The organism is Pseudomonas sp. DVZ6 (genome assembly GCF_024259445.1).
Classification (GTDB): Bacteria; Pseudomonadota; Gammaproteobacteria; order Pseudomonadales; family Pseudomonadaceae; genus Aquipseudomonas; species Aquipseudomonas peradeniyensis.
This window is the reverse complement of record NZ_JANCLM010000064.1, coordinates 1-19,806: the sequence shown is the minus strand read 5'-3', so window position 1 is coordinate 19,806 and position 19,806 is coordinate 1. Positions and strand designations below refer to the sequence as shown.

Annotated in this window: 15 protein-coding genes and 4 tRNA genes; 17 read left to right on the top strand and 2 right to left on the bottom strand. The window is 65.9% G+C overall.

Annotated features, from left to right (window positions below):
• Positions 1-229 precede the first annotated feature (229 nt).
• The 16 genes from NMG10_RS24885 to NMG10_RS24810 all read left to right on the top strand — a co-directional run bounded on the left by NMG10_RS24885 (position 230) and on the right by NMG10_RS24810 (position 15,020).
• Positions 230-1,237: an aspartate-semialdehyde dehydrogenase gene (locus NMG10_RS24885; RefSeq protein ID WP_254465311.1), complete on the top strand. Its 1,008-nt coding sequence runs from the start codon at positions 230-232 to the stop codon at positions 1,235-1,237.
• A 71-nt stretch (positions 1,238-1,308) separates the two neighbouring features.
• Positions 1,309-3,963, top strand: a complete 2,655-nt coding sequence (locus tag NMG10_RS24880; protein WP_254465310.1) for a FimV/HubP family polar landmark protein — start codon at positions 1,309-1,311, stop codon at positions 3,961-3,963.
• Positions 3,964-4,098: 135 nt separating this feature from the next.
• Entirely contained in the window at positions 4,099-4,953 is an 855-nt protein-coding gene (gene truA / locus NMG10_RS24875; RefSeq protein ID WP_023632367.1) for a tRNA pseudouridine(38-40) synthase TruA, read from the top strand.
• Between the two features lie 59 nt (positions 4,954-5,012).
• Positions 5,013-5,633: a phosphoribosylanthranilate isomerase gene (locus NMG10_RS24870; RefSeq protein ID WP_050704770.1), complete on the top strand. Its 621-nt coding sequence runs from the start codon at positions 5,013-5,015 to the stop codon at positions 5,631-5,633.
• 207 nt (positions 5,634-5,840) lie between these two features.
• A complete protein-coding gene (accD, locus tag NMG10_RS24865; protein ID WP_028690439.1) occupies positions 5,841-6,734 on the top strand; it encodes an acetyl-CoA carboxylase, carboxyltransferase subunit beta in 894 nt (297 codons plus the stop codon).
• A complete protein-coding gene (folC, locus tag NMG10_RS24860) occupies positions 6,734-8,041 on the top strand; it encodes a bifunctional tetrahydrofolate synthase/dihydrofolate synthase (RefSeq protein WP_254465309.1) in 1,308 nt (435 codons plus the stop codon). The genes accD and folC overlap by 1 nt, the downstream gene beginning before the upstream one ends.
• A complete protein-coding gene (locus NMG10_RS24855; RefSeq protein ID WP_254465308.1) occupies positions 8,025-8,699 on the top strand; it encodes an SPOR domain-containing protein in 675 nt (224 codons plus the stop codon). Before folC ends, NMG10_RS24855 begins: the two co-directional genes overlap by 17 nt.
• A gap of 266 nt (positions 8,700-8,965) precedes the next feature.
• A complete protein-coding gene (locus NMG10_RS24850) occupies positions 8,966-9,520 on the top strand; it encodes a CvpA family protein (protein ID WP_050704773.1) in 555 nt (184 codons plus the stop codon).
• Positions 9,521-9,562: 42 nt separating this feature from the next.
• Positions 9,563-11,068, top strand: a complete 1,506-nt coding sequence (purF, locus tag NMG10_RS24845; protein WP_203647522.1) for an amidophosphoribosyltransferase — start codon at positions 9,563-9,565, stop codon at positions 11,066-11,068.
• 15 nt (positions 11,069-11,083) lie between these two features.
• Complete coding sequence (locus tag NMG10_RS24840) at positions 11,084-12,295, top strand: O-succinylhomoserine sulfhydrylase (RefSeq protein ID WP_028690444.1); 1,212 nt, start codon at positions 11,084-11,086, stop codon at positions 12,293-12,295.
• Entirely contained in the window at positions 12,292-13,065 is a 774-nt protein-coding gene (locus NMG10_RS24835) for an SDR family oxidoreductase (protein ID WP_203647521.1), read from the top strand. The genes NMG10_RS24840 and NMG10_RS24835 overlap by 4 nt, the downstream gene beginning before the upstream one ends.
• A gap of 261 nt (positions 13,066-13,326) precedes the next feature.
• Positions 13,327-13,402, top strand: a tRNA-Val gene (locus NMG10_RS24830).
• Between the two features lie 79 nt (positions 13,403-13,481).
• Positions 13,482-13,558: transfer RNA gene (locus NMG10_RS24825), tRNA-Asp, on the top strand.
• An 83-nt stretch (positions 13,559-13,641) separates the two neighbouring features.
• Positions 13,642-13,718: transfer RNA gene (locus NMG10_RS24820), tRNA-Asp, on the top strand.
• 141 nt (positions 13,719-13,859) lie between these two features.
• A tRNA-Asp gene (locus NMG10_RS24815) sits at positions 13,860-13,936 on the top strand.
• A gap of 196 nt (positions 13,937-14,132) precedes the next feature.
• Positions 14,133-15,020 (top strand): DUF2242 domain-containing protein, encoded by an 888-nt coding sequence (locus NMG10_RS24810; RefSeq protein ID WP_232857760.1) that lies wholly within the window; start codon positions 14,133-14,135, stop codon positions 15,018-15,020.
• A gap of 204 nt (positions 15,021-15,224) precedes the next feature.
• Here the strand turns inward: NMG10_RS24810 and NMG10_RS24805 are convergent, their stop codons facing one another.
• Together NMG10_RS24805 and NMG10_RS24800 are read right to left on the bottom strand one after the other, a co-directional pair.
• Positions 15,225-16,265, bottom strand: coding sequence for an AraC family transcriptional regulator (locus NMG10_RS24805; protein WP_232857761.1), 1,041 nt, complete (start codon positions 16,263-16,265; stop codon positions 15,225-15,227).
• 4 nt (positions 16,266-16,269) lie between these two features.
• Positions 16,270-17,388 carry a nitrilase-related carbon-nitrogen hydrolase gene (locus tag NMG10_RS24800; protein ID WP_254465307.1) on the bottom strand — a complete coding sequence of 373 codons (1,119 nt, stop codon included), beginning with the start codon at positions 17,386-17,388 and terminating at the stop codon, positions 16,270-16,272.
• Positions 17,389-17,594: 206 nt separating this feature from the next.
• Between NMG10_RS24800 and NMG10_RS24795 the strand changes: the two genes are divergently transcribed.
• Positions 17,595-19,631: an NADPH-dependent 2,4-dienoyl-CoA reductase gene (locus NMG10_RS24795; protein ID WP_232857763.1), complete on the top strand. Its 2,037-nt coding sequence runs from the start codon at positions 17,595-17,597 to the stop codon at positions 19,629-19,631.
• Positions 19,632-19,806: the final 175 nt, after the last annotated feature.

Genomic DNA, 19,806 nt, shown 5'->3' with positions numbered 1-19,806 from the left:
GAGCGAAGCGTAGGGGCCGGATGAATGGAGCGGAACGGTTTTGCCTACTTTTCCCACGAGAAAAGTAGGCCGCCGTAAGGGCGGAAAGGTGATAATGCGTCGACATCGCCAATGAATGCGCATACAGAAATCAAAACCCACACTTCAGAACCCGAACCCTACCTCCCACCCCACAATCCAAGTAAAGTGCCGCTCCCCCGCCGTACCCCCGCAGAAAGGAACCGATCCCATGACCACCCCCGCCCTAGACATCGCCGTAATCGGCGCCACCGGCACTGTCGGTGAATCCCTCGTCCAGATCCTCGAGGAAGTGGCCTTCCCGGTCTCCACCCTGCACCTGCTGGCCAGCATGGAATCCGCCGGCAGCAGTGTCATGTTCGCCGGCAAGAAACTGAAAGTCCGCGAAGTGGACAGCTTCGACTTCTCCCAGGTCCAGCTGGTGTTCTTCGCCGCCAGCCCCGCCGTGAGCCGCAGCTTCGCGCCCAAGGCCATCGCCGCCGGTTGCGCGGTGATCGACCTGTCCGGCGCCCTGGAAGGCGCCACCGCCCTGGTCCCGGAAGCCAACGGCGAGCGCATCGCCGAACTCGCGCGGCCCGCGCTGATCACCAGCCCGAGCGCCGGCGCGGTGGCCCTGGCTGTGGCGCTGGCGCCGCTCAAGGGACTGCTCGACATCGAGCGCGTGCAGGTCAACGCTTGCCTGGCGGTTTCGGAGCAGGGCAGGGAGGCCGTCACCGAGCTCGCCCGGCAGACCGCCGAGCTGCTCAACGCACGCCCGCTGGAGCCGCGCTTCTTCGATCGCCAGGTCGCCTTCAACCTGCTGCCCCAGGTCGGCACCCCCGACGCACAGGGTCACACAACGGTGGAGCGGCGCCTGGTTGGCGAGCTGCGCCAGGTGCTCGACCTGCCGCAGCTGAAGATTTCCGTGACCTGCATTCAAGTCCCGGTGTTTTTCGGCGATAGCTTCAGTGTGGCGGTGCAAAGCCGTAATCCGGTCGATCTGGCGGCCGTCAACGCCGCGCTGGAGGCCGCCGACGGCATCGAACTGGTCGAATTGGGGGATTATCCGACACCGGTAGGTGACGCAGTGGGCCAGGACGTGGTCTATGTTGGTCGTGTACGCCATGGTGTCGATGAAGACCAGCAACTGAACCTGTGGCTGACCACCGACAATGTGCGCAAGGGCGCGGCGCTGAATGCCGTGCAGGCGGCACAATTGTTGATAAAACACATGGCGTAAAAGATACTGCGAGCAATTTTGTCCTGCACCGCGCAAAGGTTTTCGGGACGCTTCATACAAGGGAAGAGTTCATGCTTCGAATTCGCAAACTGGTTCTAGCCATCGCGGCAGCCTCGGCGCTGTCGTCCGGCATGGCTAACGCTCTGGGGTTGGGCGAGCTGACCCTCAAGTCGGCGCAGAACCAGCCGCTGGATGCCGAGATCGAACTGCTCGATGTGCGCGACCTCACCGCAGCGCAGATGGCGCCCAGCCTGGCGTCGCCGGAAGAGTTCGCCAAGGCCGGGGTGGCCTTCCCGCCGTACCTCGAAGACCTCACGTTCACCCCGGTGGTCAACCCCAACGGCAAGAGCGTGCTGCGGGTCACCTCCAGCAAGGCGCTGCCGGAGCCGGTGGTCAAGTTCCTGGTCCAGGTCATGTGGCCTCAGGGCCGTCTGCTGCGCGACTACAGCGTGTTGCTCGACCAGGCGCAGGCCCAGGGCAGCCAGCCGACCCAGGCCAATATCAACCCGGCGGTCAGCGCGGGCAGCTACACCACCAAGCGCCGCGACACCCTCTGGCAGATTGCGGCGCGCAACAGCAACGGCGGCTCGATCCAGCAGACCATGCTGGCCATCCAGGCGCTGAACCCGGATGCCTTCATCGGCAACAACATCAACCAGCTCAAGACCGGCCAGGTCCTGCGCCTGCCCGATCAGCAGCAGGCGCAGAGCATTTCCCAGGCCCAGGCCAACCGCGAAGTGGCCGAGCAGTACGCCGCCTGGCGCGAAGGCCGTCGCCTCGGCCCACGTGCACGGCAACTGGACGCCACCCGCCGTGGCGAGGCCGGCGCCGCGCCGGCGCGCATCGCCCAGGGCGACAACCTGCGCCTGGTGGCGCCGGGCGGCAAGGCTGCGGCCGGTGAGGCCAAGGCGCTGGGCGACAAGCTGGCCGTGGCCCAGGAAAGCCTCGACACCAGCCGTCGCGACAACGAAGAACTCAAGAGCCGAATGGTCGACCTGCAGAGCCAGCTGGACAAGCTGCAGCGTCTGATCGAGCTGAAGAACGACCAGTTGGCGCGCCTGGAGGCCCAGGGTGGCGCAGCACCGCAGCCGCCGGCCGGCGCGCTGCCGGGTGAGCCAGCTCCGGCGCAACCGGTGGTGAACGCCCAACTGACCCCGGCCGAACCGGTGGTCGCTCCGGCGCCTGCCGCCGCCGACACCGCGCCGCAGGATGTGGCCGCCGAAGCGCCGGCCAGCGAAGAGCCCGGCATGCTCGACCAGTTGCTGGGCAACCCGCTGCTGCTGGGCCTGATCGCCGGCTCCGCGTTCCTGGTCCTGCTGCTGTTGCTGCTGCTCCTGGCGCGCAAGCGCAAGGCCCAGCAGGAAGCCGAAAAGCACCTGCGCATGGCGCGTGCGCTGGCCGAGGATGGCGAGCGCGGCCCTGACCTGGAGCTGCCACCCAGCAGCTTCGAAGGCCTCGACGTGTCGGCGCCGACCGTGACCCTGTCGCCAGCGGTGGTGGCGGCCTCGGCGGCTGCGGCCGTTGCCGCGGAAAAGCCTGCGGCCCCCGTCGAAGCCGCCGCGCCGGCGGTCGATCCGCGCGCCGCGCTGCTGGCCGAAGTGGACGACAGCCTGGCCCGTGGCCGTCTCAACCATGCCGCCGACCTGCTGGAAGCGGCGGTGGCTTCCGAGCCACAGCGCAGCGACCTGCGCCTGAAGCTGATGGAAGTCTATGCCCGCCAGGGTGACCAGGACGCCTTCGCCGGCCAGGAGCGCAAGCTGGCGGTCAATGACGCGAACCAGGCCGAGGTCGCCGCGCTCAAGGAGCGCTTCCCGGCCATGCTGGGTGTCGCGGCGGTGGCGGCAGGCGCTGCCGGGGCCGCTGCCCTGGCAGCCGAGCTGGATGAGCAGTATGTCCAGGACCTGCTGCAGGACAAGGAGCTGGAGCTGGGCGAAAGCGCGCCGGAACTCGTCGTGGAGCCGGAACCTGAGCCTGTCGTGGCGGCCGAGCCGGAACCTGAGCCTGTCGTCGAAGAGGCCGACCTGGACAGCGCCTTCGACCTGAGCCTGGGTGATGACTTGCCGGTAGATGACCATCTGGACCTGGCTGGTCTTGAGGACTTGGTTGTCGAAGCGCCCGAGATCGAGGCCGAGCCTGCGCCTGCGGTTGCCGAAACCGATGCCGACGACGACTTCGAGGCTTTGCTTGCCCAGGCCCAGGCGACGCCGCAGAATGTCGACGATCTGGCCGAGTTCGACCTGGATGTCGCCGAACAGCCGGTGGCCCCGGCCAGCAGCGAGGAAGCCCCGGTGGACGTGGCGGCGGAGCTCGCGGCCTTCGAGGCCATTCCGGAGTTCGACCCGATCTCCGAGCTGGAGCTGCCCGAGGACTTCGACCTGTCGCTGTCGCTGGACGACGACTCGCCGGCGGCGAAGAACTTCGCCTCGGAACTGGACGACGTCAACGCCGAACTCGACAAGCTGTCGCAGAACTTCGATGTCCCGGCAGCGGCGCCTGAGCCACAGTTCACCGCCGAGGATGCGGCACTGGAGCCCGAGCCGCTGGACGACCTGGACTTCGACTTCTTCTCCGGCGCCGACGAGGTGGCCACCAAGCTCGACCTGGCTCGCGCCTACATCGACATGGGCGACCACCAGGGTGCCCGTGACATCCTCGACGAAGTGGTCAAGGACGGCGATGACAGCCAGCGCCAGGAAGCCAACGAGATGCTCTCGCGCCTGGTCTGAGGCGACGTTGCACCGCGCGGGGCAAGCCCATTCCCACAGAACACGTGGGAGCGGGCTTGCCCCGCGATCATTTCGGCCCCTGCACGGTTTGCCGGTATACTCCCGCCTTTCGTTTCAGCATCAGGTTTGCCGCTCTTGGACATCATCGACACCGCCGCCGCCGAATCGGCCGCCGAAGGCTACACCCGCATCGCCCTGGGCGTGGAATACAAAGGCTCGCGCTACCGCGGCTGGCAGCGCCAGGCCAGTGGCGTGCCCAGTGTCCAGCAGGCCCTGGAGCAGGCGCTGTCGACGGTGGCCAACGAGCCGATCTCGGTGATCTGCGCCGGGCGTACCGATGCCGGCGTCCATGGCTGCGGGCAGATCGTGCATTTCGACACCCGCGCCGTGCGCGACGAGCGCGCCTGGACCCTGGGTACCAACTTCAACTTGCCCCACGACATCAGCGTGGTCTGGTCGGCGCCCATGCCGGCGCACTTCCATGCTCGCTTCAAGGCCACCGCGCGTCGCTATCGCTACGTCATCTACAACGACCCGATCCGCCCGGCGCACCTGGCCGAGGAAGTGACCTGGAACCACCGCCCACTGGACGTCGAGCGCATGGCCGAGGCCGCGCAGTATCTGCTGGGTACCCATGACTTCAGCGCCTTCCGCGCCAGCCAGTGCCAGGCCAAGTCGCCGATCAAGCATATCCACCACCTGCGCGTGACCCGTCATGGCCGGATGATCGTGCTGGACGTGCGCGCCACCGCGTTCCTGCACCACATGGTGCGCAACATCGCCGGCGTGCTGATGACCATCGGCGCCGGCGAGCGTCCGGTGGAGTGGGCCCGGGAGGTGCTGGAGGGGCGCAACCGTCGTGACGGCGGGGTGACCGCGCACCCTTACGGCCTCTACCTGGTGCAGGTGGAGTACCCAGAAGAATACGCGCTGCCGCAGCGTTACATCGGCCCACACTTTCTTACCGGCTACGAGGCGCTGGCGGACTGACGGGGCACGGGTCATTTGCTACCATCGACGCTTTCCCGATCACCCAAGGTTCGCCGTCCATGAGCAACGTTCGCAGCAAGATCTGCGGGATTACCCGTATCGAGGACGCCCTGGCCGCGGTCGAGGCCGGCGCCGACGCCCTCGGTTTCGTCTTCTATGCGAAAAGCCCGCGGGCGGTGGACGTGCGCCAGGCGCGGGCGATCATCGATGCGCTGCCGCCGTTCGTGACCACCGTGGGGTTGTTCGTCAACGCCTCGCGCTGCGAGCTCAACGAGATCCTCGAAGTGGTTTCCCTGGACCTGCTACAGTTCCACGGCGATGAAACCCCGGCCGATTGCGAGGGCTACCACCGCCCCTGGATCAAGGCCCTGCGGGTGCGCCCGGGGGATGACCTGGAGGCCGCCTGCCGCCACTACGCCGGCGCCCGCGGCATCCTGCTGGACGCCTATGTGCCGGGCGTGCCGGGGGGAACCGGCGAGGCCTTCGACTGGTCACTGATTCCGCAGCGCCTGAGCAAGCCGATCATTCTTGCCGGTGGTCTTTCGGCCGACAACGTCGCCGCGGCCATTCGCCAGGTGCGCCCGTACGCGGTGGATGTCAGTGGCGGTGTGGAGCAGGCCAAGGGCATCAAGGATGCGGCAAAGATCGAAGCCTTCATGCAGGCGGTGAAACACGCGTGAACGCGGATGTGACGGCTGGCCGCGCGCCATCGTCCATAGCTTTCGCAGCCCGGTGCTGCCAGGCCGCGCCAGAGCGCGGGGCATGCCGGGGAAGAATTGGAGGTGGGGCGGTTGTAGCCGGCCCATCGTCGCTTTACAGAAGAATTTGAGCTCAAGGGCAGGGCGGGGCCGCGCAGGTCTCCCCGGCCAATACTGGAGAAAGCAAGCATGAGCAACTGGTTGGTAGACAAACTGATCCCTTCGATCATGCGTTCCGAGGTGAAGAAGAGCTCGGTGCCGGAAGGGCTGTGGCACAAGTGCCCGTCCTGCGAAGCCGTGCTGTATCGCCCGGAGCTGGAAAAGACCCTCGACGTCTGCCCTAAGTGCAACCACCACATGCGTATCGGCGCCCGCGCGCGCATCGATATCTTCCTCGATCCAGAAGGCCGTGCCGAGCTGGGCGCCGACCTGGAACCGGTCGACCGCCTGAAGTTCCGTGACGGCAAGAAGTACAAGGACCGCCTGACCGCCGCGCAGAAGCAGACCGGCGAGAAGGATGCGCTGATTTCCATGAGCGGCACCCTGATGGGCATGCCGATCGTGGTCAGCGCCTTCGAGTTCTCCTTCATGGGCGGCTCCATGGGTGCCATCGTCGGTGAGCGTTTCGTGCGCGCCGCCAACTACGCCCTGGAAAACCGCTGCCCGATGGTCTGCTTCTCCGCTTCCGGCGGCGCGCGCATGCAGGAAGCGCTGATTTCGCTGATGCAGATGGCCAAGACCTCCGCCGTGCTGGCGCGCCTGCGCGAAGAAGGCATTCCGTTCATCTCGGTGCTGACCGACCCGGTCTACGGCGGCGTTTCGGCCAGCCTGGCGATGCTCGGCGACGTGATCGTCGGCGAGCCGAAGGCGCTGATCGGCTTCGCCGGTCCGCGGGTGATCGAACAGACCGTGCGCGAGAAGCTGCCCGAAGGCTTCCAGCGCAGCGAGTTCCTGCTGGAGCACGGCGCCATCGACCTGATCATCTCCCGTGACGAGCTGCGTCCGCGCCTGGCTCGCCTGCTGGCGCAGATGACCGGCCAGCCGACTCCGGAAGCGGCCAAAGAGGTCGCCGCGGTCGCGTGATGAACCAGCGCAGCCTGGGCGACTGGCTCGCCTACCTCGAACAGTTGCACCCCTCGGCCATCGACATGGGCCTGGAGCGCTCGCAACAGGTGCTGGCGCGCCTGGGGCTGGGCAAGCTGGCGCCGCGGGTGGTGACGGTGACCGGTACCAACGGCAAGGGCTCGACCTGCGCTTTCGTGGCCGCGTTGCTGCGCGCCCAGGGGCTCAAGGTCGGGGTGTACAGTTCGCCGCACCTGCTGCGTTACAGCGAACGGGTGCTGATCGAGGGTCGCGAGGCCAGCGATGAGCGCCTGTGCGAAGCGTTCGCCGCAGTGGAAGCGGCGCGCGGCGAGATCTCGCTGACCTATTTCGAAATGGGCACCCTGGCGGCGTTCTGGCTGTTCAAGCAATCCGCGCTGGATGCGGTGGTGCTCGAGGTCGGCCTGGGTGGCCGGCTGGATGCAGTCAACCTGGTGGATGCCGACGTGTCGCTGGTCACCAGTATCGGTGTCGACCACGTCGACTACCTGGGTGATAGCCGCGAGTCGGTGGCGTACGAGAAGGCGGGGATCTTCCGCCGGGGCAAGCCTGCGCTGTGCGGTGACCTGGATCCGCCGCAGCCTTTGCTGGACAAGGTGCGCGAGCTGGATTGCCCGTTCTTCCTGCGCGGGCGTGATTTCGACCTGGATAGCAGCGTCGACCACTGGCATTGGCGTGGTCGCCAGCTCGACGGTTCGCCCGTTGAACTGCGCGACCTGCCGTTGCTCGACCTGCCTATGGAGAATGCCGCCCTGGCCTTGCAGGCCTTCCTGCTGACGGGCCTGCCGTGGGATAGCGGCAAGGTTCGCCAGGCCTTGCTGGACACCCGTATCACCGGTCGTCTCGACCGGCGCGAGCTGTTGCTGCAAGGCAAGCGCGTGGAGCTGTTGCTGGATGTTGGCCATAATCCGCACGCTGCCGAGTACCTGGCCCGCCGTCTGGCGGCACGCCCGGTGAAGGGGCGGCGCCTGGCGGTGTTCGGCCTGTTGGCCGACAAGGACCTGGCCGGTGTGCTCGCGCCGCTGCGCGACCAGGTCGCCGACTGGGCGGTGGCGCCGCTGGACACGCCGCGTAGCCGCCCGGCCACGGAGCTGGCGGATGCCTTGACGAACCTGGGTGCGACAGTGAAGTCTTACGCCAGTGTCGCGGCTGCCCTCGAAGGGCAGTGCGCCCAGGCGACGGCGGATGACCAGGTTCTGCTGTTCGGTTCGTTTTTCTGCGTCGGCGAGGCCTTGGCCTGGCTCGAGCGGCAGGTCCCCGAGGATGGAGTAGATGGCAGTGCTGGATAAAGGGATGAAACAGCGCATGGTCGGTGCGCTGGTGCTGGTGGCGCTGGCGGTGATCTTCCTGCCGATGTTGTTCACCCGCGAGGACGAGCTACGCCAGGTGCGAGTCGAGGCGCCGGAGGCGCCGGCCATGCCGAGTCTGCCCCAGGTGCAGGTGGAGCCGGTTCAGGTGCCGGAGCCTCAGCCGTTGCCGGAGCAGAATGCGCAGCCGCCGGTAGTGGTCGACGAGTCCACGGCGCCGGTGACGGCGCCGAGCCAGCCCATCGCGCCGGTCGCGACCGTGGCGCCCCCTGTGCAGCCCAAGCCGCAGACACCAGTGCCGACGCCGCCGGTCGCCAAGGTGGAGGAGCGTCCGGCGCCTGCGCCGAGCGTTGCGCCCGCCGCCAAGCCGGCCGCGCCGTCGAAGATCGATGCCAACGGCCTGCCGGTGAGCTGGTCGATCCAGTTGGCCAGCCTGTCCAACCGGGCCGGTGCCGAGAATCTGCAGAAGACCCTGCGCAGCCAGGGCTACAACGCCTACATCCGTTCGGCGGACGGCATGAACCGGGTGTTCGTCGGGCCGCTGATCGAGCGCGCCGAGGCCGAGCGCCTGCGTGATGTGATCAGCCGCCAGCAAAACCTCAAGGGTATCGTGGTGCGCTTCCAGCCGGAGCGTGGCTGACGCACATCTCACGCCCTCCCTGTAGGAGCGGCCTTGTGCCGCGAAAGGGCCGCAACGCGGCCCCCGCTCACACCTTGGGGCTGCTGCGCAGCCCTTTCGCGGCACAAGGCCGCTCCTACAGAGTCAGCGCAGGCCAGGCGGTCTGTTTCAGGGCGTAAAGCTGTCCCCGGAGTCAGCCCGCAGCCCTTCAAACGCCTGACATTCCGCTTACTCCAAGCCCCTGGCTCTGGTAAAATGCGCCGCCTCTAACGTCGGCAGGCAACACCGTGGCATTTACCTGGGTTGATTGGGCGATCATCGCGATCGTCGTCATTTCATCACTGATCAGTCTCAAGCGCGGCTTCGTCAAGGAAGCCTTGTCCCTGCTCATCTGGATTGTCGCCGGTGCGGTGGCCTGGATGTTCGGCGGCTCGCTTGCGCAGTATCTTGAAAGCTATATCCAGATGCCTTCAGCGCGGGTCATTGCCGGCTGCGCCATTCTTTTCGTCGCCACGCTGCTGGTCGGGGCGATGCTCAATTTCCTCATCGGCGAACTGATCCGCGTGACCGGGTTGTCCGGCACTGATCGCTTCCTCGGCATGGCCTTCGGCGCCGCGCGCGGGGGCTTGCTGGTGGTGGTGGCGGTCGGGCTGCTGAGCCTGGGGCCGGTGCAACAGGATCCGTGGTGGCAGGAATCACGCCTGATACCACAATTTCTATTGGTAGCCGATTGGTCGAAGAACCTCATTCTCGGGTTCAGCGGCCAGTGGATGTCCAGTGGGGTCAGCGCACCCGTTGACCTTCCGTTCAAGGAGCAGTTGCTCGGGCCGACCAAGCCCTGAGCGCTCTTCACTCAAGTTTCATCAAAGTAGGGGTTGCGTCGCATGTGTGGCATCGTCGGTATCGTCGGTAAGTCGAACGTCAATCAGGCGCTGTATGACGCGCTTACGGTCCTCCAGCACCGCGGCCAGGATGCTGCCGGTATCGTGACCAGCCACGACGGCCGGTTGTTCCTGCGCAAGGATAACGGCCTGGTGCGCGACGTCTTCCAGCAGCGCCACATGCAGCGCCTGGTCGGCAGCATCGGCATCGGTCACGTGCGTTACCCGACCGCCGGCAGCTCCACTTCGGCCGAGGCCCAGCCGTTCTACGTCAACTCGCCCTACGGCATCACCCTGGCGCACAACGGCAACCTGACCAACGTCGAGCAGCTGGCCAAGGAGATCTACGAGTCCGACCTGCGCCACGTCAACACCAACTCCGACTCCGAAGTGCTGCTGAACGTGTTCGCCCACGAGCTGGCCGTGCGCGGCAAGCTGCAGCCGACCGAAGAAGACGTGTTCGCCGCGGTTTCCCACGTGCACAGCCGTTGCGTCGGTGGCTACGCGGTGGTGGCGATGATCACCGGCTACGGCATTGTCGGCTTCCGCGACCCCAACGGCATCCGTCCGGTGGTGTTCGGCCAGCGTCACACCGATGAAGGCGTCGAGTACATGATCGCCTCGGAAAGCGTGGCCCTGGACGTGCTCGGCTTCACCCTGATCCGCGACCTGGCGCCGGGCGAGGCGGTGTACATCACCGAAGGCGGCCAGATGTTCACCAAGCAGTGCGCCGAAAGCCCGAAACTGCAGCCGTGCATCTTCGAGCATGTCTACCTGGCCCGTCCGGACTCGATCATCGACGGCGTCTCGGTGTACAAGGCGCGCCTGCGCATGGGCGAGAAGCTGGCCGAGAAGATCCAGCGCGAGCGCCCGGACCACGACATCGACGTGGTCATCCCGATTCCCGACACCAGCCGCACCGCGGCGCTGGAGCTGGCCAACCACCTGGGCGTCAAGTTCCGCGAAGGCTTCGTCAAGAACCGCTACATCGGCCGTACCTTCATCATGCCCGGCCAGGCCGCGCGCAAGAAATCGGTACGCCAGAAGCTCAATGCCATCGAGCTGGAATTCCGCGGCAAGAACGTGATGCTGGTGGACGACTCGATCGTGCGCGGCACCACCTGCAAGCAGATCATCCAGATGGCCCGCGAAGCCGGCGCCAAGAATGTCTACTTCTGCTCCGCGGCCCCCGCGGTGCGCTACCCCAACGTCTACGGCATCGACATGCCGAGCGCTCACGAACTGATCGCCCACAACCGTACCACCGAACAGGTGGCCGAGTTGATCGGCGCCGACTGGCTGATCTACCAGGACCTCCCGGACCTGATCGAATCGGTCGGTGGCGGCAAGATCAAGATCGAGCATTTCGATTGCGCGGTGTTCAACGGTGAGTATGTCACCGGCGATATCGACGAAGCCTACCTCGAGCGCATCGAGCAGGCCCGTAACGACCTGGCCAAGGTGAAGAACCAGGCGGTCAGCGCAATCATCGACCTGTACAACAACTGATTTGGGAGCGACGGCATGACCGATCAATGGGATGCCGGTCGACTGGACAGTGACCTCGAGGGTGTCGGTTTCGACACCCTGGCGGTGCGCGCCGGTCAGAACCGTACACCGGAGGCCGAGCACAGCGAAGCGCTGTTCCTGACCTCCAGCTATGTCTTTCGCACGGCCGCCGACGCCGCCGCGCGCTTTGCCGGCGAAACGCCGGGCAACGTCTACTCACGCTACACCAACCCGACCGTGCGCGCCTTCGAGGAGCGCCTGGCGGCCATGGAGGGCGCCGAGCAGGCTGTGGCCACTTCCACCGGCATGGCGGCGATTCTCGCCGTGGTCATGTCGCTGTGCAGCGCTGGCGACCATGTGCTGGTATCGCAGAGCGTGTTCGGCTCGACCATCAGCCTGTTCGAGAAGTACTTCAAGCGTTTCGGCGTGCAGGTGGACTACGTGCCGCTGGTCGACCTGAACGGCTGGGAAAAGGCCATCAAGGCCAATACCAAGCTGCTGGTCGTCGAGTCGCCCTCCAACCCGCTGGCCGAGCTGGTGGACATCACCGCACTGGCCGAGATCGCCCATGCCCGCGGCGCCATGCTGGTGGTGGACAACTGCTTCAGCACCCCGGCCTTGCAGCAGCCGCTCAAGCTCGGCGCCGACATCGTGTTCCACTCGGCCACCAAGTTCATCGACGGCCAGGGCCGTTGCATGGGCGGCGTGGTGGCCGGGCGCAGCGAGCAGATGAAGGAAGTGGTGGGCTTCCTGCGCACCGCCGGCCCGACCCTCAGCCCGTTCAACGCCTGGGTCTTCACCAAGGGGTTGGAGACTCTCAAGCTGCGCATGCGCGCCCACTGCGAGAGTGCCCAGGCGTTGGCCGAGTGGCTCGAGCAACAGGACGGCATCGAGAAGGTCCACTACGCCGGCCTGCCGAGCCACCCGCAGCATGAGCTGGCCAAGCGCCAGATGAGCGGCTTCGGCGCGGTGGTCAGCTTCGAGGTCAAGGGCGGCAAGGAAGGCGCCTGGCGCTTCATCGACGCCACCCGGGTGATCTCCATCACCACCAACCTTGGTGACAGCAAGACCACCATCGCCCACCCGGCCACCACCTCTCACGGCCGTCTGACGCCGCAGGAGCGTGAAGCGGCGGGTATCCGTGACAGCCTGGTGCGCGTGGCGGTCGGACTGGAAGACGTGGCCGACCTGCAAGCCGATCTGGCCCGCGGCCTGGCGGCGCTGTGATCGACTGGAAGGGTGGCGAACCCGGCCATAACGGCCGGGTGGCCCTGGTGACCGGTGCCGCCCGCGGCATCGGCCTGGGCATCGCCGCCTGGTTGATCTGCGAGGGCTGGCAGGTGGTGCTCAGTGATCTGGATCGCCCGCGCGGCACCAAAGTCGCCAAGGCCCTGGGCGACAACGCCTGGTTCATCACCATGGACGTGGCCGACGAGGCCCAGGTCAGTGCCGGGGTGTCCGAGGTGCTCGGGCAGTTCGGCCGGCTGGATGCGCTGGTGTGCAACGCGGCGATCGCCAATCCGCATAACCAGACCCTGGAAAGCCTGTCCCTGGCCCAATGGAACCGGGTGCTGGCGGTCAACCTCAATGGCCCGATGCTGCTGGCCAAGCATTGCGCACCTTATCTGCGCGCCCATGGTGGCGCGATCGTCAACCTGACCTCCACCCGCGCCCGGCAGTCCGAGCCGGACACCGAGGCCTATGCCGCCAGCAAGGGCGGCCTGGTCGCCTTGACCCACGCCCTGGCCATGAGCCTGGGGCCGGAGATCCGTGTCAATGCGGTGAGCCCGGGCTGGATCGATGCCCGTGATCCTTCGCAGCGACGCGCCGATCCGCTGAGCGACGCCGACCATGCCCAGCATCCGGCTGGCAGGGTAGGGACGGTCGAGGATGTGGCGGCGCTGGTGGCGTGGTTGTTGTCGCGCCAGGCGGGGTTCGTCACCGGCCAAGAGTTCGTGGTCGATGGCGGGATGACCCGCAAGATGATCTACACCTGAGCTGTAACCTGTTGAGATGCAAGAGAAAGGGGCTTATAGCCCCTTTTTTTGTCGGTTGTGCCGGCCCTGTCGCGGGGCAAGCCCGCTCCCACGCTGTGGGTATCGGGTTGTGGGAGCGGGCTTGCCCCGCGATCAGGCTGCCCCAGCGGCTACCTTTTTTGCCCTTTTTGAAAAAAACTTCAATGGGGGTATTGACTTAGCATCGGTACCTGCGTAAATTTCGCGGCCTCAGCGAAGCAAACGCAACAAGCAACATCGCGGGGGTGATTAGCTCAGCCGGGAGAGCATCTGCCTTACAAGCAGAGGGTCGGCGGTTCGATCCCGTCATCACCCACCACTTCCTGAGACGTTCCTGGTTCAGTGGTTTCGAAAGAAGCACACTGGCAGAGAGGAACAGGACGCAAGTCCAACTATGCGCGGCGGTAGTTCAGTCGGTTAGAATACCGGCCTGTCACGCCGGGGGTCGCGGGTTCGAGTCCCGTCCGCCGCGCCATTTTTCTCCAGATGGGTGCTTGCACCGGTCTGAGGCCGCAAGGCCAGATCCCAGTTTCAATCAGGCGCAAGCCTGAACGATACGCAGCGGTAGTTCAGTCGGTTAGAATACCGGCCTGTCACGCCGGGGGTCGCGGGTTCGAGTCCCGTCCGCTGCGCCATCTTCTGCCAAGAGCCCCATGAACGCTCAAGGCAAAACAGAAAAGGCGATATCAAAGTCGCTTTTTTTGTGCCTGGCTTTCGCGCCACAGCGCTTGAAAGCTCAGATCCCAGTTTCAATCGGGTGCAAGCCCGAACGATACGCAGCGGTAGTTCAGTCGGTTAGAATACCGGCCTGTCACGCCGGGGGTCGCGGGTTCGAGTCCCGTCCGCTGCGCCATCTTCGCCTCGAGGTCCCTAGAACACCTCGAAGCTACGAAAAAGCGACCCTCGGGTCGCTTTTTTCGTTTCAGCGCCTTGCACAGACACGGGCAAGGATTTACACCAAGCTGACAGAGTCTTCACCGATCAATGGTTTCAGCCACTGATCGATGTGTTGCACAATACGCCCCATTCGTTTCTTCCCGGAATTGGCAATGTCTAGATCAACCGTCTATGGCGCGCTCGGGCTGGCCGTCGTGCTGGCGGGTGTGTCCGGCTGTTCCTCGAAAAAGGCCGCCGTCTACGAGCACGAGAACTTCGATGACTCGGGCACCTTCTCCCGCAGTTTCGCCACCAGCGAGGCGGGCTCCTGCGAGGCGGCGCGGCGCGCGCTGCTCAGCCAGGGCTACATCATCACCAGCAGCGACGCCAACCAGGTCGCCGGCAACAAGAGCTTCCAGCAGAACGCCGAGAACCACCTGCAGATCAGCTTCAACATCACCTGCGTGCCGGACATGAGCGACAAGCAGCGCTCGACCATGTTCGCCAACGCCCTGCAGGACCGCTATACCCTGAAGAAATCCAACACTTCCGCCAGTCTTGGCGTGGGTGTACTGGGTTCGGTGTCGATGCCGATCGGTTCCACTGACGATTCCATGGTCAAGGTCGCCAGCGAGACAGTCACCGCCGCGCAGTTCTATGACCGCTACTTCGCTTTGGTGGAAAGCTACCTGCCGAAGCAGAAGAAGCCGGAGAAAACCGAGGCCGCCGCCGAGCCGAAGGTTGAAAAACCGGCCGCCGACCTGGGCCTGCCGGAGCCTGCGCCCGCTGCCCTGGCGCCCGCGGCGCAGCCTGCCACGCCGGTCGCCGAGAGCGTGGCAGAGGCACCGGCCCCGGTACCGACTCCGGTTGCCGCCGCCCCTGCCGCTGCTCCCGCGCCTGTTGCCGCTCCAGCGGCTTCTGTACCGGCTAGCGAAGCCCCTGCGGCCCCGATTGTGGACGACAGCAAGGGCTCGCAGCCCATCGCGCCGCCCGTCGAGCCGGCACCGATCCAGGTGCAGCAGGAAGCACCGGCAGTGGAGCAGGCTCCCGCGCCACTCTGACACGTCGATAACTTCCCGGGCGCCTGCTACGTTTATCGTTCATAGGGCTGTAATCATTCCGTCATTTCGCTGGCTTAGGTTGGCGCAATGACTGAAGAACGATGAATGAAGGGGCGTGAAGATGGACGATTACCAGGAAGAACTGCTCGAATTCCAGGCCTATGAACTGGACCTGCCGGAGCCGGCCGACGACGCCACCGAGCTTTAACCCACCTGTCGCTGATTGCGGCGAAACTCCCCGGGCGTCAGCCCCGTCCAGCGCTTGAATGCGCGCTGGAAGGCCTCGGCCGAGGCGAACCCCAACAGATAGGCGATCTCGCCGAAGGCCAGCTCCGTGTCGCGGATATAGGTCTCGGCCAGGTCGCGCCGCGTGTCGTTGAGCAGGTTGCGAAAGCGCGTGCCTTCCTCGGCGAGTTTGCGGCGCAAGGTCCAGGTCGGCAGTTGCAGGTGCCGCGCCACTTCTTCCAGATCCGGCTCGCGCCCACCGTTCAACAGCGGTCCCAGCAGGTGGGTGATGCGCTCGCCCAGGCTGCGCACGCGGGTGCGCTGGGCCAGTTCTGCTTCGCACAGCTGCAGCAGGTGCTGCCAGGTACTGGGGCAGTGTTGCGGGTTGGGCAGGGCCAGGGTGGCCTGGCTCAGGCGCAGCTGGTTGGCCGTGGCGCCGAAATGCACCGGGCCTGCGCACAGGCTTTGGTACTGTGCGGCGTAGGCGGGGGCGTCGAACTCGATTTCCAGGCGCTCGGCCTGCACCGGCCTGGCCGCCAGGGCGCCAAGCTGCGCCAGCCAGCCAGCCAGCAGCGAGTCGACCACGAAGCGGTTGTAGTCGTTGTAGGGGCTGATGGAATAGAACCGCAGCCAAGCGCCCTGGGCGTCTTCCTGAAAGCTCGACTGGCCCCGGTAGTTGGCGGCATACAGCGGCTCGAAACGCAGCAGGGTGCGGGCGGCATCGCCAAGGGTCGGGGCCTGGGCGGCGGCGACGCCGGCCAGGCCGGCCTGGGCCAGGCGGCTCAGGCGCCCCATGTGCAGGCCCAGCGCCGGCTCGGTGGACAAGGCGATCGCCGCGTGCCCCAGGTGCATGTAGCGCGGGATCGACAGCCGCGCACCCGGCTCGGCCAGGCGCCTGGAGTCGAGGCTATAGCGCAGCAGCAGGGGGTGTGGATCGTGACCGAGTGCCGTCAGCGCCTCGGCCAGGGGCTGGACGAAACCTACCGACAGTTCACCCAGGCGTACGCGGGGGCGGGGCATGGCGTCACAGCCACAGGTTGAGCAGGCGCGCGCCGTGGCTGTCGTTGCCGACCCACAACGTGCCACCCTGGCTGGCAAAGCCCTGCCCATCGCTGCCCAGCTCCCAGAACTGACCACGCATGAACACGCTCATGCTCGGGGTGCCGGCGTTGGCGGCTAGCGGCAGTTGCTGCCAGGCGCGCTGTTCGCTCACTGCGCCGCGGCGCAGGGGCAGGTCGGCGGCCTGGGCCTGGTGGCGGTTGCCACGCCAGGGCGCCTGCCAGCTCTGCTTGCCACTGAGGAACACCGGGTTGGCAACCAGTTGCACCGATTGCGCGGCCAGTTGCCGGTAGTTGGCGGGGTACCAGCTGTCGCTGCCGATCAGCACGCCCAGGCGTCCGGCGGGAGTCTGCAGCACCTGCAGCGGATGCTGCTGGCCGTCGTGGATGTAGCGCCGGCTTTCGCTGTCGGGGTACTGCTGGTGCTGGGGTTGCCCGAGCACCGAACCGTCGCTGGCGAACACCAGGCTGCTGTTGTACAGCGGACCGTTGCCGGTGCGCAGCACGCCGTTCTCCACATAGGGCGCGGGCAGGACGATGGAGCCGGCGACCAGGGTGACGCCGAACTCCCGGGCCAGGTTGCCGAACACCTGCTGGTAGTCGGCGGCCATCTGCGCGGCCTTCATGCGCAGATGGGCGTCCGAGCGGCGATCATCGCCGCTGGCGGCCAGCATCGCCAGGCCGTAGCGGAGCGGATTGCTCAGCTCCAGCCACTGCCATGCCTCGTTGCGCTGGGTGACCTGGTACAGCTCGCGCTTCTCGCCCCGGGCCCACAGCCAGGTGCCGATATGCTCCGGCAACACCACCACGGTGCGCGGGTTGACCAGGCCCTGGGCGCGGGCCTGTTCCAGGTAGGCCGAGAGCTTGCGGTGCAGGCGCGTGAGGTTCTGGTAGTCCCCCGGATACAGCAGCGGCTCGACCCCCAGCAGGTTGCCGTGCTCGCCCGGCACGCCCTGGTTGAGGGCCAGTTCGATGCGCAGGTCGGACAAGTAATGACCCTCCGGGCGCTGCAGGGTCCAGAAGCCGTAGCCGCAGAGGGCGGCAAGGGTGACCAGCGCCAGGGCGCCGGCTAGCAGTTTTCGCATGGAGCGGTCCAGCGTTGTGCAGAAGGAGTGCCCTAGGGTAGTCCTGCTGTGCAGCAGGATCAATAAGTTGTCAGTTTCGATCATTGAGCGGGTTCAAACGCCTGTTTAATGTCGTCCTCAGACAAACGACGGGTCCCGCTGCGCTGCTGTAGAGCGCGGGTAGAGGTGCCCGCATTCCGTGATCACGCCACCTGTGGAGTCCATCCATGGCTACCGACCGTTACCCGCACCTGCTGGCCCCTCTCGACCTGGGCTTCACCACCTTGCGCAACCGCACCCTGATGGGCTCGATGCACACCGGCCTCGAGGAGCGCCCGGGCGGCTTCGAGCGCATGGCTGCCTACTTTGCCGAGCGCGCCCGTGGCGGCGTCGGGCTGATGGTCACCGGTGGCATCGCGCCGAACGACGAAGGTGGCGTGTATTCGGGCGCGGCCAAGCTCAGCACCGAGGAAGAGGCCGACAAGCACCGGATCGTCACCGAGGCGGTGCATGCCGCCGGTGGCAAGATCTGCCTGCAGATCCTGCATGCCGGGCGCTATGCCTACAGCCCGAAACAGGTGGCGCCCAGCGCCATCCAGGCGCCGATCAACCCGTTCAAGCCCAGGGAGCTGGACGAAGAGGGCATCGAGAAGCAGATCCGCGACTTCGTCACCTGCGCAAGCCTGGCCCAGCGCGCCGGCTACGACGGCGTCGAGATCATGGGATCGGAAGGCTACTTCATCAACCAGTTCCTCGCCGCCCACACCAACCACCGCACCGATCGCTGGGGCGGCAGCTACGAGAACCGCATGCGCCTGGCGGTGGAGATCGTGAGCCGGGTGCGCGAGGCGGTGGGGCCGAACTTCATCATCATCTTCCGCCTGTCGATGCTCGACCTGGTCGAGGGCGGCAGCACCTGGGACGAGATCGAGCTGCTGGCCAAGGCCATCGAGCAGGCCGGCGCCACGCTGATCAACACCGGTATCGGCTGGCATGAGGCGCGCATCCCGACCATCGCCACCAAGGTGCCGCGCGCGGCGTTCAGCAAGGTCACCGCCAAGCTGCGTGGCGCGGTGAAGATCCCGCTGATCACCACCAACCGCATCAACACCCCGGAGGTGGCCGAGGCGGTGCTGGCCGAAGGCGATGCCGACATGGTCTCGATGGCCCGGCCGTTCCTGGCCGACCCGGATTTCGTCAACAAGGCCGCTGAAGGTCGTGGCGACGAGATCAACACTTGCATCGGCTGCAACCAGGCCTGCCTGGACCACACATTCGGCGGCAAGCTGACCAGCTGCCTGGTCAACCCGCGAGCCTGCCATGAGACCGAACTCAACTACCTGCCGGTGCGGGCGGTGAAGCGCATCGCGGTGGTCGGCGCTGGCCCTGCGGGCCTGGCAGCCGCCACCGTGGCCGCTGAACGCGGTCATGAAGTGACGTTGTTCGATGGCGCCGCTGAGATCGGTGGGCAGTTCAACGTGGCCAAGCGCGTGCCGGGCAAGGAGGAGTTCTACGAGACCCTGCGTTACTTCCGCAACAAGGTGAAGTCCACGGGTGTCGACCTGCGCCTGAATACCCGTGTCGATGTGGCCGCGCTGGTGGCCGGCGAGTTCGACGAGGTCATCCTGGCCACCGGCATCGCCCCGCGCACGCCGGCCATACCCGGCATCGACAACGCCAAGGTGCTGAGCTACCTGGATGTGCTGCTGGAGCGCAAGCCGGTGGGCGAGCGGGTGGCGGTGATCGGTGCCGGCGGCATTGGCTTCGATGTGTCCGAGTATCTGGTGCACAAAGGCGTGGCCACCAGCCAGGACCGTGAGGCGTTCTGGAAGGAGTGGGGCATCGATACGCGTTTGCAGGCCCGTGGTGGTGTGGCCGGGGTCAAGGCCGAGCCTCATGCGCCGGCGCGCCAGGTGTACCTGTTGCAACGCAAGAAGACCAAGGTCGGCGACGGCCTGGGCAAGACCACCGGCTGGATTCATCGCACGGGGCTGAAGAACAAGCAGGTGCAGATGCTCAACAGCGTCGAATACCTGAGCGTGGACGATGCTGGCCTGCATCTGCGGGTTGGCGAGGGCGAGCCGCAGTTGCTGGCGGTGGACAACATCGTCATCTGCGCTGGCCAGGATCCGCTGCGTGAGTTGCATGATGGCCTTGTTGCGGCCGGGCAGTCGGTACACCTGATCGGAGGCGCTGATGTGGCAGCTGAACTTGATGCCAAGCGGGCGATTAACCAAGGGTCGAGGTTGGCGGCGGAACTGTGATTGTTTGAATCGTTGGTGAGCCAACTTCCACAGTTGAGGTGGTAATACACCTTTTCTGTGGAGGTTAGCTTGTCAGCGAGTGGTTGTAACTGAAGAAACATTGCCAGTAGTCTACACTTACTCCATGTCTGTTGATCTTGATCTTGCTTCTAAGCGCGCGATAGTTCAGGCAACG